This is a genomic window from Spiroplasma endosymbiont of Zeiraphera isertana (assembly GCF_964030805.1).
GTDB lineage: Bacteria > Bacillota_I > Bacilli_A > Mycoplasmatales > VBWQ01 > Spiroplasma_E.
In genome coordinates this window covers 823,082-840,539 of the sequence record NZ_OZ034965.1, presented here as the reverse complement: position 1 = coordinate 840,539, position 17,458 = coordinate 823,082, and the positions used below count along the sequence as shown (strand labels likewise).

Genomic DNA, 17,458 nt, shown 5'->3' with positions numbered 1-17,458 from the left:
AATGCGGGGATAATTTTCTATTTAAAATACAATAGACGTATTCCGTAATTAAATTTTTCAAAAGTCAATTAATAATTTTAAAATTTATTTTATAATTTTATTATTAATAAATCGGGAAAGTGTTGATAAAAATGATTTTTGAAAATTTAAAAAAATTAAAAAATAAAGAATTTTACAGATATTTTGGTATAAAACGTTTTCATTTTAATGAAATGTTAGAAAAATTAATTGAAATAGAAAAATTAAAAAAAAGTAAAGGAAGAAAAAATAAACTTTCAGTTGAAGAAAGATTGATGATGACACTTGAATATTGAAAAGAGTATTATACTTTTTTTCAAAAGACATATTCCGTAATTAAATAATTAAGGCTTTTCTCCCTTTATACAATTAAAATTTTACCACATAAATGTTGAGAAAAGCCTACATACGGATTTCTCCCCACATTTTTATTAAATCAAACACAACAATGTTGTTTCAAAACCGGGGTTTTTGTTGAATTTATATGCAGATTCTTTGGCATATAAATGCACATGCTGTTTTGAAACTCTGATATGTGTTCTGAAAGTTCGCCGAATATGTTTTCATACTGATTCAATTTGATTTGTATTTACACCATTCTTTGAAACATAACTATTTTGATGGTTCACTGTTTCATGTTTAGGAAAAAACAATTTGAAATCGCGATATCCTCTTCAAGAATCAGTATATACTTGGCATTGTGAAGAAATGTGTTTTTGTGCAAACTGCAAAAGATTTTTTCTGTTTGCATTTTTCATCACTTTCACAATTAGGTTGTTCGTTGTTTTTTCATAAATACCAACAATCAGGGTTTTATTCATCAAGGATCTTCCTTGTTTCTTGGCACCTATATGTGAAAGATACATTTCATCAATCTGTACTATGCCTCCCACAATGAATTCATGTTCTTGTTTGGCGATACGCTTTCTGATTTCATGACCCATTCTCCAAGCTGTTTTCAAGGTCACTCCCAATTCTTTTGCAACATCTGTTGATGGAATTCCATGTTTGGTATTTATTCATCGAAAAATGAGATAAAACCAAGATTTCAAAGGAATTTGTGACCTTGAAAAAATGGTTCCAGAGAGGATACTGAATTTTTGATTACATTTCAAGCATCTTACTCTTTTTAAATCAGAAGTATTCAAAGTAGAACTATAGCACCGTATGCATTTGGTTTCTTTCAACATTGCTATATATTCAAGACATTGTTGTTCGGTTTGAAAAACGTTGTTGAACTCATTAAATTTCATTTGTTCCTCCCACGCGTACATGTGGGGAGAAATCCGATAATTAATTTTTCAAGAAAAATTAAAAAATTTTTATAACACTTATTTTATTATTTATTTTTAGTTATTAATATTTTTTTGAAAAAATAATTTAAAAATAAATTTATTTTTAAAACACAAAAATTGTTAATAATATTTTTTATATTAACCTATCTAATAACTAAAATTGTAAAAATGGTTGATTTAATAACTTTTTTTACTTTAATGGTTTTATTTTATTAAAAATTTCACAAAGTAAGTTAAATCTCAAATACATAAGTCTAAATTTTGATTTTCTACATTTATTTACTAAAATTTTAAATCTTTTCAATCAAACAAAGACATGTTCAACTTTAATTCTAATTTTAGATACAATTTTATTATATTTTTTTTCTTGTTTATTTAATTTTTTATTTTTAGTTTTTTTAATTGGTATTATTGTATTTTCATAAATATTTTGTATACCTTGATATCCTAAATAACCAATAATTATTGTTTTTTCTGAAAATTCAAGATTGAAATTTTTTAATATTTGAAAATCATGAACTTTGCCATTATCAGCAAAAATATCAACAATTTTTTTATTAAACAAATCATATATAATTTGAAATTTTATAGAATACATTCAACTTTTACCAGAAAAATATTATCTAACTTTAATTGTAAAATTAAAAAGGACACTTATATAAAAATTAAATTGTGTTAGTTCTATAATTAAGAAAAGAAAGGAATTAGCGCAATGTATAAGTATCTGAGTATTGAATCAATAATAGCAATAAAAGAATATAAAAATTATGGATTTTCGATTCGTAAAATAGCAAAAATTGTTGATTATAGTAAATCAACTGTACATAGAGTTTGTAGATTATTATTTTAATTTTCAAAAAAACTCTTGATGAAATAAAAAAAATCATCAACCTGGCCTAAAATTTGATTTTATTTAATTTTGGGATTTATTTTTTTTACAAACTGAAATATAATGCTTCAGATTTTGCATAAGGTGATATTTTATAATGTTGGTATTTAAATTTTCATAAATTGAGGTAATTTTGAATATTGGTAAATCCAATGCCATGATAATGAGTAATAAATTCTTTTAAACTTGATTGTATTTTACTGATATTACTTAAATTTTTATAATTTAATTCTTTATTTTCTTTTGATTTAAATTTCTTGAGAGTACATTTTGTTTGTTTAGCTACTGTATCATATAGTATTTGCATATCACAAACTATAATTGATTTTTCTTCGATAAGCTTAGATGTTAAATTTTCTTGTACTCATTTTTTTGTTAATCTTTTAGTATTTGTTGTTTGAGCATAAATATTTTTATTTTCATCAATTGCCATTTCAATACAACAGTTTAAATTTTTAGCATTTTCTTCAATTCATTTTTTTCTTGGATCATCTGGATTTTTGAAATTTCCTTTATGAATTTCTTTGATAAAAGTTTCATCAATTTCAATTCTACCTTTTAATTTTGTGAATGGTTTTTGTGTTTTTGCTAATTGTGATGATTTCATAAATTTTTGACGATTAAATCATGCTGATGTTTTTGAAATTTTAGCAAATTGAGAAATAGTATAAGCAGATTGACCTAACAATGACAATCAAATTATTCAATCTCATTGTTCATGAGATAAATGACTTCAATGTAAAAAATGATTTCTTAAAGCATCAAAGCTACTTTTACAATCTTTGCATAAATATTTTTGCTTATTATTCTTAAAACCATTTTTTACACATCAATAAGATTTACAATTTGGACATTGAATTCCTTTTTCTTTAAATTTTTTATCAATTGCATCTAATTTTTCTTTTTTCTCAATTTGTTTAATTCTATTTTTAAAATGTCTAATAATTTTTATAAATTCTTCATCTTTTTTGTTTTTTAAAACATCAATTAATTCATTATTAGTCACAAAAAATCACCCCTGATATAAAAATATTACTTTTAATTTAAAATTAAAAGTAATATCAAGATTTTTTGTGAAAATTAAAAGATTATTAAATAAAAACTTATTGCCATTAGAAATATTGAATCAATTTCAAAAAAATAAACAAAATGCAGGCAGAAAATTAATAATTTTAACTTTAACAGAAATTAATAGTATTAATCATTTGTTAATTACTAAAAAGTATGCTCTTGATATAATTGCTAACTTTTTAAAGGAAAATAAAATAAAAAGTATTTCAACAAAAACTTTATATAACATGTTTAAAACAAATCGAATGGGTTTTGATGAAAATAACTTATTGAGAAAAGGCAAAAATAAATCTCACAAACAAAAAGAAACTAGGGGCAAAATTAATAATTGTAAGTCTATTCATGAAAGAAATTTAATCATTCCTAATATTAAAAATATACAAGAATTTGGTCATTTAGAAGGTGATACTATCATTGGCAAAGATCATAAAAGTTCTATTATTACTTTGGCTGATATATGATCAAAAACCACAATTCCTTTAGTAACTAAAAATCATAAATCAGAAAATATTACAAAAAGTATAATAAAATTTATTTCAAAGTTACAAAAAGGAACAGTTAAAACCATTACTTTTGATCGTGGTAAAGAATTTAGTAAATGAAGATTAATCAAAAAAATTTGTAATGTCAAAATTTATTTTGCAGATCCTGGTAAACCTTGCCAAAGGGGTTTAAATGAAAATAATAATGGTATTTTAAGAAGATATTTACCAAAATCTACAGATCTATCTTCATATAAACAAAAAGATTTAAATTTTATAGCATTTCAAATTAATTCTACACCCAGAAAATCGCTCTCTTATAAAAGACCAATAGATTTAATACAATTATTTTAAAAAACTGTCCCATTTATATTTACAACTCAGGTAATATAAATTTTAAAATCAATTATGCAAGAAGTCTAATAAATTGTTCTTATTATGATTGAACATCTAGAATAAAGTAGTATTTGAACAAATCTTTATTATTGACGTCAAAAACAAGCTTATGAAGAACTTATTGCAGAAATCATATAAAATAATAATATACATTAAATTTAAGGGGGTAAAAAATATGAAAAAATTACTAAGTATTTTAGGAGCAATGACTTTAATCGGAACAATAAGTACTAGCGTTATTGCTTGTAATGGCGGAGACAAACCATCGCCAACTCCAGTTCAGCCAGTTCAACCAGAATTTCAAAAAGTTTCTGGTTGAACCGAGACTAATGGTGCAATTGTTAGTTTAGTAAATGTTAATAATGATTTATATGCAGGAACCAAAACTGCTAATTATAAAGGTAAATTATTTAAAATTACTAGCGCAGGTACAGTTAGTGAAATTACTAATTGAACTGAGACTAATGGTGCAATCGTTAGTTTAGTAAATGTTAATAATGATTTATATGCAGGAACTGTAACTGATATAAATGGTAATAAAGGTAAATTATTTAAAATTACTAGTGCAGGTACAGTTAGTGAAATTACTAATTGAACTGAGAATAATGGTGCAATTGTTAGTTTAGTAAAGGTTAATAATGATTTATATGCAGGAACTGTAACTGATATAAATGGTAATAAAGGTAAATTATTTAAAATTACTAGTGCAGGTACAGTTAGTGAAATTACTAATTGAACTAAGACTAATGGTGCAATTTTTAGTTTAGTAAATGTTAATAATGATTTATATGCAGGAACCAAAACCGCTAATTATAAAGGTAAATTATTTAAAATTACTAGTGCAGGTACAGTTAGTGAAATTACTAATTGAACTGAGAATAATGGTGCAATTGTTAGTTTAGTAAATGTTAATAATGATTTATATGCAGGAACCAAAACCGCTAATTATAAAGGTAAATTATTTAAAATCACTGGTGCAGGTACAGTTAGTGAAATTACTAATTGAACTGAGAATAATGGTGCAATTGTTAGTTTAGTAAATGTTAATAATGATTTATATGCAGGAACATGAACTGCTAATTATAAAGGTAAATTATTTAAAATTACTGGTGCAGGTACAGTTAGTGAAATTACTAATTGAACTGAGACTAATGGTGCAATCGTTAGTTTAGTAAATGTTAATAATGATTTATATGCAGGAACATGAACTGCTAATAATAAAGGAAATTTATATGTTAAATCGTAAGGTAATGTTTAGTGAAGTAAAGGGTCACCCCCAAGTTTCAATAATTATCCTCTAGTGAAAAAGTAATTGAAATAATCTTAGAACCCGTTTGGAATCTTTTAGAAAATAATGTAAACGGGTTCTTAAACCATCAAGTTTGTCTTCAAATCGTTTGATGGTTTTTCTAGTTCTTTCAAGTTCAATGATCATATCTTTGTCTTCATAATGAACTAGTAAATCAGGATATCCTTTTTCTCTTGGGCTTTCTGATTTAAGCTCTTTTTCAGTTTGATAGGAAATTATGTCATTTTGTTGTGCTAGTCATTTGATAAGTAAATCTTGATGTTGTAATTCGTTATAATTAATTATTATAGATGTACTTGCTTTACCTAATTTTCGGTTTCCTAGACTTGAAAGCATGAAATGGCAACACTTTTTTACTAAATGAAATTTTAGAAATTGAAAAAGATTTTGTTTTAAAAACTTTTAAAGAAAATTCAAGTTTGTAAACAATAGACATATTCCGTAATTAAATTTTTTAAAAGTCAAGTCATTTTTTAAATAAAAATTAACATTAAAAATTTTTAATATTTTATTTTTTAAAAATTTTATGAAAATATTTTTAAATTATTTTTAATAAATTATTAATTTTTTGCAAATAAATAATAAGATAAGTGTTATAAAAATATTAAGATTTTGATTGACAAATAAACCATTTTAATTACGGAATATGTCTAAACTAAATTAAATCAATATGAAAACATCTGCCAAAAACTTTCAGAACATATGTAAAAATTGCAAAACATCATGTTTATTTATTTATATGCAAAGGAAGCTGAATATCAATTCAACAAAAAAACTTAGTTTTGAAACTGTAATGTTGTGCTTGATTTAAAACTGTGGGGAGAAGTCCGTAGATAGGCTTTTCTCAGCACTTATGTCATTCAATTGAAGAAATAGTACATAAAGGGAGAAAAGCCTTTTTTAATAAATAATTCGGATTTAAAACCTGAGTTGTAAATATAAATGGGACAGTTTTTTAAAATAATTGTATTAAATCTATTGGTCTTTTATAAGAGAGCGATTTTCTGGGTGTAGAATTAATTTGAAATGCTATAAAATTTAAATCTTTTTTTATATGAAGATAGATCTGTAGATTTTGGTAAATAGCTTCTTAAAATACCATTATTATTTTCATTTAAACCCCTTTGGCAAGGTTTACCAGGATCTGCAAAATAAATTTTGACATTACAAATTTTTTCGATTAATCTTCATTTACTAAATTCTTTACCACGATCAAAAGTAATGGTTTTAACTGTTCCTTTTTGTAACTTTGAAATAAATTTTATTAGACTTGGTGCAAAACTAAGGTAATTCAAAATTATATATTCCTGCTATTAAATTAAATCTTAATGCAAATCTTCGTATTTTATTGCGATATTTTAAACTTAAAATTTTAAAACGTTTTAGTTTAGCAAATACGTGTTCAATTTTAATTCTAATTTTACTTAAAGTTTTATTGTATTCTTTTTGAATTGGTGTTAATTGATTGTATTTACTTTTTTTAAATGGCAAAAATTTATTTTTATGAATATTTTGTATACCTTGATAACTCGAATCAACAAAAACTTGTTTTTCTGGATGAATAAAAGTTTTAGATTTTAGAAGCAATTTAAAATCATGAATGCTTCCAAAACAAAAAGCAGTTGAAATAATTTTTCCATTGGAAATATCAATAATTATTTGGGATTTGAGAGAATGATGTTTCTTTTTACCTGAAAAAAGTAATTTTAGTTTTTTTTAATTCTTTCAATTGGAGTTTCAGTAGCATCAATAGCTAACAAATTATTATTAGTACCTTTATTTTTTGTGGTAATGTTTAGTAATCTGTGTAACTTACAAAAATAACTATGTTTAATTAATTCTAGTAAATATAATTAAATGACCAGAAAGAGTGAGTTACAAATGGTTAAAAAACAAAACATTAATAATAATGATCCAATATCACAAGCAGTAGATTTATTACTAGAAAATACTGAAGATTTAACAACAGTTTTTAAAGAAGGAGGTTTATATAAAGAATTAACAAAAAGATTAGTGGAAAAAATGTTGAATTCTGAAATGCAAAATTATTTAGGATATGAAAAAAATCAACATAGTAATAGTGAAAATGCTCGTAATGGCATAACTTCAAAAAAATTAATAACTCAAGAAGGTAAAATTGAAATTGATGTACCACGAGATCGTAATAGTAATTTTACTCCTGTAATAGTGCCAAAAAGACAAAGAAGATTTGATGGTTTTGATCAAAAAGTTCTTTCACTATATGCAAAAGGTATGACAGTATCTGACATTAGAATGCAGTTGCAAGAGTTATATCATGGTGCAGATATTAGTGAAAGTGTTATTAGTCAAATTACTGATGATGTTATTGATGATGTCAAAGCATGGCAAAATCGGCCATTAGAAAGTATTTATCCGATTGTTTATTTTGATTGTATAGTAGTTAAAGTACGACAAGATAAACGGATTATTAACAAATCAGTTTATATAGCACTAGGAGTTGATTTAGAAGGTAAAAAAGATGTTTTAGGTTTATGAATTAGTGAAAATGAAGGTTCTAAATTTTGATTATCTAATTTTACAGAAATGAAAAATCGAGGCTTAAATGATATTCTTATTGCTTGTAGCGATAATTTAACAGGCATGTCAGAAGCCATACAATCAGTTTATCCTAAAACCGAACATCAATTATGCATAGTTCATCAAATTAGAAATAGTTTAAAATATGTTTCATACAAACATCGAAAAGCACTAGTTGCAGATTTAAAACCAATTTATAGTGCATGTAGTGAAGAACAAGCAACGCAAGCTTTAGAATTGTTTGAAAATAAATGAAATAAACAATATCCTCAAATTACTAAATCCTGATATAAAAATTGAGATAATTTAATGGTTTTTATTAGTTATCCTGCAGAAATCAAAAGAGTGATTTATACCACAAATGCTATTGAATCTGTTAATAGTCAATTACGAAAAGTTATAAGAAATAAAAAAGTTTTTCCTAACGATATGGCGGTTTTTAAAATATTTTACTTAGCAATCGAAAATATAACAAAAAAATGAACAATGCCCATTCAAAATTGAAATACAGCAATTGCTCATTTTATGATAAAATTTGAAGACAGAATTAATCTAAACTAGTACCTTGTAAAACAAAGATACACAGATTACATAAAAGCCTCTAAGTTTTTTTTAATAATTATTATGATGACAGCAACAATAATTTTGATGATAATAGTTGCTTCTCTATTTTTGGCTTTCTTTTGAAAATAATATTTCCCCATAATCTTAAAATAATGTATAATATGAAAATACTTACACATTAGGTAAGTATAATTAATTCTGTATATGAGTTAGGTTGGCACCCAATTAAAAAGTTACCTTATTGGTAACTTTTTTTTCTTTATAAATTTATTATAAACTTGTTATATTACTTTTAATAAAATTTGTTTTATTATCAATTGCTAAATGTTGTTCATGATTAATAGATTTTGTAAATTCATTAGTTCATTTTTTTAGATTTTTAAGTTCATTTTTTTCTTTTAAGTTATTTATATCAAATATTTCTCTTTTTGCTTTATAACCACATCATTCTGTAGTTATAAATACTGCTCCAATTTCGCCAATCAACCCACCAACTGCTGCTCCAATCAATGTTCCTATTCCAGGAAGAATGCTACCTGCTGTTGCTCCTATTGCCGTTGCAGTACTAACAGCAGCAATTTTTTTGCCTGTACTATGGCAATATGTGTTATCATTATGATTATAATGCACTTCTTCAATATGATTATCATCATGGTGAATAATATAATGTTTGTTGATATCTATTTTTTCAAATAAATCCCGATTACGAATTAAATATCCTCCATCATCTGTTCAAGCATATATATCTCCTTCTTTTAAGTAGTTATCATCACTATTTTTATTTATTCTAAAAATATTTTTTATTTTTCCAAGATTTTTATTTCATTTACTTTCATAAGTATGTTTATTTTGTAATAAATTTTCAAATTCTTTTAAGGTAATATTTTCAGTTTTTATTTTTTCTCCTGTAACAGTTCCATCTTTTGAAATATTGGAATTATTTAAAAAATAAATTTCTTCTGTTTTTGTGTTTACATAATAATTATTATTAAAATTTATTATATTCGTTATTTCATCACTAATATTATTAAATTGATAAACAATACTATTAGCACCAATTAAATATAAAGCATTAGTTGTTCCAACATATATATCGCCAGATTTTAAATCAATACCTTTAGTTTTTTCATCTAAAACTTTTATTGCAGTTATTTTTCCTTGAATTTTTTCAATTTGTGGTTTTAAATCACAAAATTTATTATTTAAAAGATTTGTTATCGAACTTTTTAAATCTCTACCGAATCGTCTATTATGACAATTTATATTTTGGTTATAATAGACTTGGTGCAAAACCTTTAATTTTAACAATTTAACGATTATTATTAATATTAAAGGTGATAGTTATTATGTTGAAAAAATATAAAGATGATCAAGAATTTTATAGTTTAGTCGGCATAAAGCCAAAAACATTTTATAAAATGCTTGAAATTTTAAAAATTGCTGAGTCTAAACAAAAATATTATGGTGGTAGAAAAAATAAAATTGTAATTGAAGAGCGTTTATTAATGACTTTAGAATATTGAAAAGACTATAGTAGTTATAGAGTTATTGCAAAAAGATATAATATTAGTCATACTAGTTGCATTCGTAATATTTTTTGAATTGAAAATATTTTAATAAAAAGCGGAATTTTTAATTTACCTGGAAAAAAAGATTTAACAAAAAATAAAGGTACTAATAATAATTTGTTAGCTATTGATGCTACTGAAACTCCAATTGAAAGAATTAAAAAAAACTAAAATTACTTTTTTCAGGTAAAAATAAACATCATTCTCTCAAATCCCAAATAATTATTGATATTTCCAATGAAAAAATGATTTCAACTGCTTTTTGTTTTGGAAGCATTCATGATTTTAAATTGCTTCTAAAATCTAAAACTTTTATTCATCCAGAAAAACAAGTTTTTGTTGATTCAGGTTATCAAGGTATACAAAATATTCATAAAAATACATTTTTGCCATTTAAAAAAAGTAAATACAATCAATTAACACCAATTCAAAAAGAATACAATAAAACTTTAAGTAAAATTAGAATTAAAATTGAACACGTATTTGCTAAACTAAAACGTTTTAAAATTTTAAGTTTAAAATATCGCAATAAAATACGAAGATTTGCATTAAGATTTAATTTAATAGCAGGAATATATAATTTTGAATTACCTTAGTTTTGCACCAAGTCTAATTTAATTCTTTATTTTCTTTTGATTTAAATTTCTTGAGAGTACATTTTGTTTGTTTAGCTACTGTATCATATAGTATTTGCATATCACAAACTATAATTGATTTTTCTTCGATAAGCTTAGATGTTAAATTTTCTTGTACTCATTTTTTTGTTAATCTTTTAGTATTTGTTGTTTGAGCATAAATATTTTTATTTTCATCAATTGCCATTTCAATACAACAGTTTAAATCTTTAGCATTTTCTTCAATTCGTTTTTTTCTTGGATCATCTGGATTTTTGAAATTTCCTTTATGAATTTCTTTGATAAAAGTTTCATCAATTTCAATTCTACCTTTTAATTTTGTGAATGGTTTTTGTGTTTTTGCTAATTGTGATGATTTCATAAATTTTTGACGATTAAATCATGCTGATGTTTTTGAAATTTTAGCAAATTGAGAAATAGTATAAGCAGATTGACCTAACAATGACAATCAAATTATTCAATCTCATTGTTCATGAGATAAATGACTTCAATGTAAAAAATGATTTCTTAAAGCATCAAAGCTACTTTTACAATCTTTGCATAAATATTTTTGCTTATTATTCTTAAAACCATTTTTTACACATCAATAAGATTTACAATTTGGACATTGAATTCCTTTTTCTTTAAATTTTTTATCAATTGCATCTAATTTTTCTTTTTTCTCAATTTGTTTAATTCTATTTTTAAAATGTCTAATAATTTTTATAAATTCTTCATCTTTTTTGTTTTTTAAAACATCAATTAATTCATTATTAGTCACAAAAAATCACCCCTGATATAAAAATATTACTTTTAATTTAAAATTAAAAGTAATATCAAGATTTTTTGTGAAAATTAAAAGACTTTTCTGATACTACAGCTATTGAAAAATATCTTTGTGCTACTCTAATTGAAATACCTGTTAACAATACAATTGGAGAAGATAAATATTCAATAGTTTTTCAACAACAATTATTTGAACTTATTTCACTTTCTTTTTTAATAAATTTTGGTAAATTTTCATAAATTTCTCCTAAATCATTAAAATATATTCTTACCTTATTTTTATATTTTTGTTCATCACTATTTCAATATTGATTAATGTAATTGGTATAATAACGAATTCTTAAATTAATATTTGCAAGTTCTGCAATAATTTTTTTAGTTTTAGTAATAACTATTTCATTATTATTTTCTATTCCTACCACTAAAGATTCCATATTTTGATTTCTTATACTGGCACTATTATCATTTATTGGACACATTTGTCTTTGCTTCTTTCCTTTTTAAACTTATATTAATAACACGTTTTCTCTATTATGTATAATTAAAATTTTATTGCATAAAGATTGAGAAAAGTTTCCAAAGATTTTTTAAACATATTTTAAAATTAACACAATATTTTCATTTTCTTTTTAAAGAAATATAGGTTTTATTTTGAAATTTTAATATTTATGTTAAATGTTCTATTTATATGTTTCTATATTAATTCAATTCGCTTATATTTCTTGATTTTATTCCAATATCTCTTTTTAATAGAACTATTTAAATTAAAACTAAAAGTTCATAATATATATTTTTTATATATTTTTTATATATAAAGAAATTATTGTTTTACTTACAAAGAATAATTGAATCAACTAAATTTCATTTTTCTATCAATATGTAAAAGAAAAACTCCATAAATAATATATTAGACTTGGTGCAAAACCTTTAATTTTAACAATTTAACGATTATTATTAATATTAAAGGTGATAGTTATTATGTTGAAAAAATATAAAGATGATCAAGAATTTTATAGTTTAGTCGGCATAAAGCCACAAACATTTTATAAAATGCTTGAAATTTTAAAAATTGCTGAGTCTAAACAACAATATTATGGTGGTAGAAAAAATAAAATTGTAATTGAAGAGCGTTTATTAATGACTTTAGAATATTGAAAAGACTATAGTAGTTATAGAGTTATTGCAAAAAGATATAATATTAGTCATACTAGTTGCATTCGTAATATTTTTTGAATTGAAAATATTTTAATAAAAAGCGGAATTTTTAATTTACCTGGAAAAAAAGATTTAACAAAAAATAAAGGTACTAATAATAATTTGTTAGCTATTGATGCTACTGAAAATCCAATTGAAAGAATTAAAAAAAACTAAAATTACTTTTTTCAGGTAAAAAGAAACATCATTCTCTCAAATCCCAAATAATTATTGATATTTCCAATGGAAAAATTATTTCAACTGCTTTTTTTTGGAAGCATTCATGATTTTAAATTGCTTCTAAAATCTAAAACTTTTATTCATCCAGAGTTATCAAGGTATACAAAATATTCATAAAAATACATTTTTGCCATTTAAAAAAAGTAAATACAATCAATTAACACCAATTCAAAAATAATACAATAAAACTTTAAGTAAAATTAGAATTAAAATTGAACACGTATTTGCTAAACTAAAACGTTTTAAAATTTTAAGTTTAAAATATCGCAATAAAATACGAAGATTTGCATTAAGATTTAATTTAATAGCAGGAATATATAATTTGGAATTACCTTGGTTTTGCACCAAGTCTAATAAATAAAGGTAATGTTTAGTAATCTGTGTAACTTACAAAAATAACTATGTTTAATTAATTCTAGTAAATATAATTAAATGACCAGAAAGAGTGAGTTACAAATGGTTAAAAAACAAAACATTAATAATAATGATCCAATATCACAAGCAGTAGATTTATTACTAGAAAATACTGAAGATTTAACAACAGTTTTTAAAGAAGGAGGTTTATATAAAGAATTAACAAAAAGATTAGTGGAAAAAATGTTGAATTCTGAAATGCAAAATTATTTAGGATATGAAAAAAATCAACATAGTAATAGTGAAAATGCTCGTAATGGCATAACTTCAAAAAAATTAATAACTCAAGAAGGTAAAATTGAAATTGATGTACCACGAGATCGTAATAGTAATTTTACTCCTGTAATAGTGCCAAAAAGACAAAGAAGATTTGATGGTTTTGATCAAAAAGTTCTTTCACTATATGCAAAAGGTATGACAGTATCTGACATTAGAATGCAGTTGCAAGAGTTATATCATGGTGCAGATATTAGTGAAAGTGTTATTAGTCAAATTACTGATGATGTTATTGATGATGTCAAAGCATGGCAAAATAGACCATTAGAAGGTATTTATCCGATTGTTTATTTTGATTGTATAGTAGTTAAAGTACGACAAGATAAACGGATTATTAACAAATCAGTTTATATAGCACTAGGAGTTGATTTAGAAGGTAAAAAAGATGTTTTAGGTTTATGAATTAGTGAAAATGAAGGTTCTAAATTTTGATTATCTAATTTTACAGAAATGAAAAATCGAGGCTTAAATGATATTCTTATTGCTTGTAGTGATAATTTAACAGGCATGTCAGAAGCAATACAATCGGTTTATCCTAAAACCGAACATCAATTATGCATAGTTCATCAAATTAGAAATAGTTTAAAATATGTTTCATACAAACATCGAAAATCTCTAGTTACAGATTTAAAACCAATTTATAGTGCATGTAGTGAAGAACAAGCAATGCAAGCTTTAGAATCGTTTGAAAATAAATGAAATAAACAATATCCTCAAATGACTAAATCTTGATATAAAAATTGAGATAATTTAATGATTTTTATTAGTTATCCTCCAGAAATCAAAAAAGTAATTTATACTACAAATGCTATTGAATCTGTTAATAGTCAATTACGAAAAGTTATTAGAAATAAAAAAGTTTTTCCTAACGATATGGCGGTTTTCAAAATATTTTACTTAGCAATTGAAAATATAACAAAAAAATGAACAATGCCTATTCAAAATTGAAATACAGCAATTGCTCATTTTATGATAAAATTTGAAGACAGAATTAATCTAAACTAGTACCTTGTAAAACAAAGATACACAGATTACATAAAAGCCTCTAAATAAAAGAAAATAATAAAAAATTATTTAATGCTGGCCTTACAATTTCTTGCAAAAATCTTGCATTATTTCCTTGATTATTATTAGGAAAATTTGCAAAATATATTCCAATATTTTGTAATTGTAAATTATTAGAATTTGAACTAATTAAAGAAAAAACATCGCCACCAGCATAATATAAATCACGAGCAGTATAGATTGCATATTGTCCAGTACCTGGGTCTATAACTCTATAACGAATGTTTGATAAATCTTCTTGTGGATCATGACCATTTGAAGAAGTTGAAACAATTAAAATAGAATGTCCTGCATACCCTCCATATGCTCTATAAGTTGGCTGAAAACCTTGACCAAAAATCAATGGCATATTATTTTGTAAACTTGAACGAACTAGTGAATCTAAGTTACGAAAAAAAGTATCTCTAAAATTTATTTCTATATTTGCTTGAATTTGTTCATTAATCCTACGATTTGCTTCTTCTATATTTGCATTTTGAATACCTAATTGTTCTTCTAATTGTCTAATACTTCTTGCAATATTTAATGTTTCTGATAAGTGATTTCATTGATTACGTATTGCTTCATCAACTGTATTACCTGGAATGTTATCAGCAGTTGTTTGAAGCCCAAAATAACGTGGTGCGTGAAAAAATTGTATTGTATATGGTTGTGTTTGTATATTTTCACTTGTAATAATATCATTAATTATATTGACAACATTTTCTGAATATACTCCACCACCTATAATTTCATTATTTTCATTTCTCAAATATTCAACATTCATTCTTTCAGATAAATAATGTTGGAAACTAGAGTATTCAGTTAAACCAGCGCCCTCCCTACTTAAATTTATTCTATCTAAAAAATTATTTATATTTAATCCTAAATTTCTTAAAATTGCTTCAGAAGTAGCAATAGCACATCAAACAACATTTTCTTGAGAAAATAATGGTATATTTACGTTAATTGCTCATTCATTATTATTTCTTGGTTGTCTTTTATGTCTATTTCTACTTTTTTCATGTCTATGTTTATGTGTACTTGTTTCTAATTCTTTTTGATAAATTGGGTCAATATTTTGATTTGTTTCATTTAAATTATATGGTTGATAATTAATACTTGTATTTGTAAAGCTATTTGGTTCATCTATTGATTCTAAACCGGTATTGTTACTAACTCAATCTTTAATCTTTTTATTATCAATTGACTTAGCATTAATACCTTGTGTTTTATCATTAAATAATGGTGCAGATAATAATCATAATTTAAATCAATAACTTGGATTAAAATATTTCATAATTTTATACCTCTTTATTTTAAACATAAAAAACCCATTTACTTTAAAATAAAGTAATGAGTTAAAAACTTATATTAAGTTTATGAGGTTATTCTACACCATTATTTTATTTATACTTGTTTAATCTTTTTTATAATATTCTTTAATTTCTTTTATTTTATTTTTAAATTGTTTTTTATGAAAATAACACATATTAAAAAATTGAACCACACTATCTTCTATATTTGCAGTTTTTAAAGTAACTAATACTTTACTATTACAATCTTTAACAATACATTTTAATAATACTTTTTCTTGTTTTTCTTTTTTCATTATTTACTCCTTATTTAAATAATATCAACCAATTAATAAACTATCTGCTTCATCATGATTATTAACGGTTATATTTCAATTATTAAAAGTAATTAAATCTTTAACCAATATTAAAGAATATTCTTTTTTTCAATTACTATAATCTATTGTGATATTTTTATAATTTTCTTTATATCAACTTTTTAATTTACTTTGACTAATAAGCATATCTTTTGTTATAAGTTTATTAAATTGTCCAGCAATAAAACCACGTAAATGTTCTTGTGTTTCATAACCAATACCATTTTTACTATGAAAAGTACCGCGTTCAATAACTATATTAAATTTGCTAATTTTTCTTGTAATTTCAATTAAATCATGTACTTTTGATTTTACTTCTAAATAAAAATCATATTGTTTTTGAAAATTAAAACTTTTTATTCATATTGGTGTATGGTGATGATATATTTCTTTACCACATCCTCCACGACATCATTTAATATCTCATAAAGTAAATCCAGTATTTTTTATACTTGGGTCTACTGAAAGTAAATAATTATTCATAATTTCTATACTCATTTTTATTATTATTTTTTAAATTTTTAAATCTTTCACGAATTTCTTTAAATTTATCAAATAATACTTTTAAATAATTTTCACCCATTAATATTAAAAAATCTTTATTATTACTTGGATTTAATCTTTCCATATCTTCTCTTATACATTCATCAAATAAAACTGTATTTGTAATCATATATTTTTCAAAATAATCTAATTGTTTTTCACTTGGTTCTCATTTTTCATTTTGTATTTTTACATTATTATTAATATAATTATTTTGTTGCTTATTATTTTGAATTAAATTAACATTATCATTATCTGGGTCAAGTTCATCTTCACTTAATAATAATAAATTCATTAAAAAATATCTATAAGCATAAGTTTCTGCACTACCTTTTGCTTTTGCTATATCTGTATTTTTAGCACATGCTAATATATCAAAATATTTAATTTCTTTATCATTATCTAAATCAATAATTGTATATCTTTTAAAATAAGTTATTTCTACTTCTTTGGTATCTAAATAATTTATTTTTCTATCAGTTGTTAATATATCTTCATGTGTAATCACAATATTTAATTCTTTA

21 protein-coding genes and 2 pseudogenes are annotated in these 17,458 nt (G+C 23.5%); 10 read left to right on the top strand and 13 right to left on the bottom strand.

Annotated elements, in window-relative coordinates:
- The first annotated feature begins 131 nt into the window (after positions 1-131).
- A complete protein-coding gene (locus AAHM78_RS05820; RefSeq protein ID WP_342254670.1) occupies positions 132-362 on the top strand; it encodes a transposase family protein in 231 nt (76 codons plus the stop codon).
- An 87-nt stretch (positions 363-449) separates the two neighbouring features.
- Here AAHM78_RS05820 and AAHM78_RS05815 read toward each other — a convergent pair whose 3' ends face one another.
- Together AAHM78_RS05815 and AAHM78_RS05810 are read right to left on the bottom strand one after the other, a co-directional pair.
- Complete coding sequence (locus tag AAHM78_RS05815; protein WP_342254669.1) at positions 450-1,271, bottom strand: IS1595 family transposase; 822 nt, start codon at positions 1,269-1,271, stop codon at positions 450-452.
- A gap of 232 nt (positions 1,272-1,503) precedes the next feature.
- Positions 1,504-1,911 (bottom strand): transposase family protein, encoded by a 408-nt coding sequence (locus tag AAHM78_RS05810; protein WP_342254668.1) that lies wholly within the window; start codon positions 1,909-1,911, stop codon positions 1,504-1,506.
- A 114-nt stretch (positions 1,912-2,025) separates the two neighbouring features.
- Between AAHM78_RS05810 and AAHM78_RS05805 the strand changes: the two are divergent.
- A pseudogene (locus tag AAHM78_RS05805) lies at positions 2,026-2,157 on the top strand (helix-turn-helix domain-containing protein); the annotation flags it as partial.
- Between the two features lie 91 nt (positions 2,158-2,248).
- Here the strand turns inward: AAHM78_RS05805 and AAHM78_RS05800 are convergent.
- The gene (locus AAHM78_RS05800) at positions 2,249-3,208 is read right to left on the bottom strand and encodes an IS1595 family transposase (protein ID WP_342254666.1); all 960 of its coding nucleotides are present in this window, start codon (positions 3,206-3,208) and stop codon (positions 2,249-2,251) included.
- A 25-nt stretch (positions 3,209-3,233) separates the two neighbouring features.
- Here AAHM78_RS05800 and AAHM78_RS05795 point away from each other — a divergent pair, with 25 nt between their 5' ends.
- On the top strand, positions 3,234-4,109 hold the full coding sequence (locus tag AAHM78_RS05795; protein ID WP_425289793.1) for an IS30 family transposase: 876 nt from the start codon (positions 3,234-3,236) through the stop codon (positions 4,107-4,109).
- 217 nt (positions 4,110-4,326) lie between these two features.
- Positions 4,327-5,397, top strand: a complete 1,071-nt coding sequence (locus tag AAHM78_RS05790) for a lipoprotein (RefSeq protein ID WP_342254664.1) — start codon at positions 4,327-4,329, stop codon at positions 5,395-5,397.
- A gap of 51 nt (positions 5,398-5,448) precedes the next feature.
- Here AAHM78_RS05790 and AAHM78_RS05785 read toward each other — a convergent pair whose 3' ends face one another.
- From AAHM78_RS05785 to AAHM78_RS05775, 3 genes and pseudogenes are all read right to left on the bottom strand, one after another.
- A complete protein-coding gene (locus AAHM78_RS05785) occupies positions 5,449-5,796 on the bottom strand; it encodes a hypothetical protein (RefSeq protein ID WP_342254663.1) in 348 nt (115 codons plus the stop codon).
- Between the two features lie 619 nt (positions 5,797-6,415).
- A pseudogene (locus AAHM78_RS05780) lies at positions 6,416-6,731 on the bottom strand (IS30 family transposase); the annotation flags it as partial.
- A 10-nt stretch (positions 6,732-6,741) separates the two neighbouring features.
- A complete protein-coding gene (locus AAHM78_RS05775) occupies positions 6,742-7,107 on the bottom strand; it encodes a transposase family protein (RefSeq protein ID WP_342255057.1) in 366 nt (121 codons plus the stop codon).
- Positions 7,108-7,341: 234 nt separating this feature from the next.
- Between AAHM78_RS05775 and AAHM78_RS05770 the strand changes: the two genes are divergently transcribed.
- The gene (locus AAHM78_RS05770; RefSeq protein ID WP_342255042.1) at positions 7,342-8,580 is read left to right on the top strand and encodes an IS256 family transposase; all 1,239 of its coding nucleotides are present in this window, start codon (positions 7,342-7,344) and stop codon (positions 8,578-8,580) included.
- Positions 8,581-8,853: 273 nt separating this feature from the next.
- Here AAHM78_RS05770 and AAHM78_RS05765 read toward each other — a convergent pair whose 3' ends face one another.
- Positions 8,854-9,873: a hypothetical protein gene (locus AAHM78_RS05765; protein WP_342254661.1), complete on the bottom strand. Its 1,020-nt coding sequence runs from the start codon at positions 9,871-9,873 to the stop codon at positions 8,854-8,856.
- Positions 9,874-9,929: 56 nt separating this feature from the next.
- Between AAHM78_RS05765 and AAHM78_RS05760 the strand changes: the two genes are divergently transcribed.
- Together AAHM78_RS05760 and AAHM78_RS05755 are read left to right on the top strand one after the other, a co-directional pair.
- Entirely contained in the window at positions 9,930-10,322 is a 393-nt protein-coding gene (locus AAHM78_RS05760; RefSeq protein ID WP_342253818.1) for a transposase family protein, read from the top strand.
- A gap of 50 nt (positions 10,323-10,372) precedes the next feature.
- Positions 10,373-10,747: a transposase family protein gene (locus tag AAHM78_RS05755; protein ID WP_342255056.1), complete on the top strand. Its 375-nt coding sequence runs from the start codon at positions 10,373-10,375 to the stop codon at positions 10,745-10,747.
- 13 nt (positions 10,748-10,760) lie between these two features.
- Here AAHM78_RS05755 and AAHM78_RS05750 read toward each other — a convergent pair whose 3' ends face one another.
- Complete coding sequence (locus AAHM78_RS05750) at positions 10,761-11,546, bottom strand: IS1/IS1595 family N-terminal zinc-binding domain-containing protein (RefSeq protein ID WP_342254607.1); 786 nt, start codon at positions 11,544-11,546, stop codon at positions 10,761-10,763.
- Between the two features lie 43 nt (positions 11,547-11,589).
- The gene (locus AAHM78_RS05745; protein ID WP_342254608.1) at positions 11,590-12,030 is read right to left on the bottom strand and encodes a hypothetical protein; all 441 of its coding nucleotides are present in this window, start codon (positions 12,028-12,030) and stop codon (positions 11,590-11,592) included.
- A gap of 499 nt (positions 12,031-12,529) precedes the next feature.
- Between AAHM78_RS05745 and AAHM78_RS05740 the strand changes: the two genes are divergently transcribed.
- The 3 genes from AAHM78_RS05740 to AAHM78_RS05735 all read left to right on the top strand — a co-directional run bounded on the left by AAHM78_RS05740 (position 12,530) and on the right by AAHM78_RS05735 (position 14,680).
- Entirely contained in the window at positions 12,530-12,922 is a 393-nt protein-coding gene (locus AAHM78_RS05740; protein WP_342254660.1) for a transposase family protein, read from the top strand.
- Between the two features lie 253 nt (positions 12,923-13,175).
- Positions 13,176-13,346 carry a transposase gene (locus AAHM78_RS16805; protein ID WP_425289792.1) on the top strand — a complete coding sequence of 57 codons (171 nt, stop codon included), beginning with the start codon at positions 13,176-13,178 and terminating at the stop codon, positions 13,344-13,346.
- A gap of 95 nt (positions 13,347-13,441) precedes the next feature.
- Complete coding sequence (locus AAHM78_RS05735; protein ID WP_342255044.1) at positions 13,442-14,680, top strand: IS256 family transposase; 1,239 nt, start codon at positions 13,442-13,444, stop codon at positions 14,678-14,680.
- Positions 14,681-14,720: 40 nt separating this feature from the next.
- Here the strand turns inward: AAHM78_RS05735 and AAHM78_RS05730 are convergent, their stop codons facing one another.
- The 4 genes from AAHM78_RS05730 to AAHM78_RS05715 all read right to left on the bottom strand — a co-directional run bounded on the left by AAHM78_RS05730 (position 14,721) and on the right by AAHM78_RS05715 (position 17,451).
- Positions 14,721-16,019, bottom strand: coding sequence for a hypothetical protein (locus tag AAHM78_RS05730; protein ID WP_342254659.1), 1,299 nt, complete (start codon positions 16,017-16,019; stop codon positions 14,721-14,723).
- A 120-nt stretch (positions 16,020-16,139) separates the two neighbouring features.
- Entirely contained in the window at positions 16,140-16,331 is a 192-nt protein-coding gene (locus AAHM78_RS05725) for a hypothetical protein (protein WP_342254658.1), read from the bottom strand.
- A gap of 3 nt (positions 16,332-16,334) precedes the next feature.
- Positions 16,335-16,874: a hypothetical protein gene (locus AAHM78_RS05720; protein ID WP_342254657.1), complete on the bottom strand. Its 540-nt coding sequence runs from the start codon at positions 16,872-16,874 to the stop codon at positions 16,335-16,337.
- Positions 16,867-17,451 (bottom strand): ERF family protein, encoded by a 585-nt coding sequence (locus tag AAHM78_RS05715; protein ID WP_342255055.1) that lies wholly within the window; start codon positions 17,449-17,451, stop codon positions 16,867-16,869. The genes AAHM78_RS05720 and AAHM78_RS05715 overlap by 8 nt, the downstream gene beginning before the upstream one ends.
- Positions 17,452-17,458 lie beyond the last annotated feature (7 nt).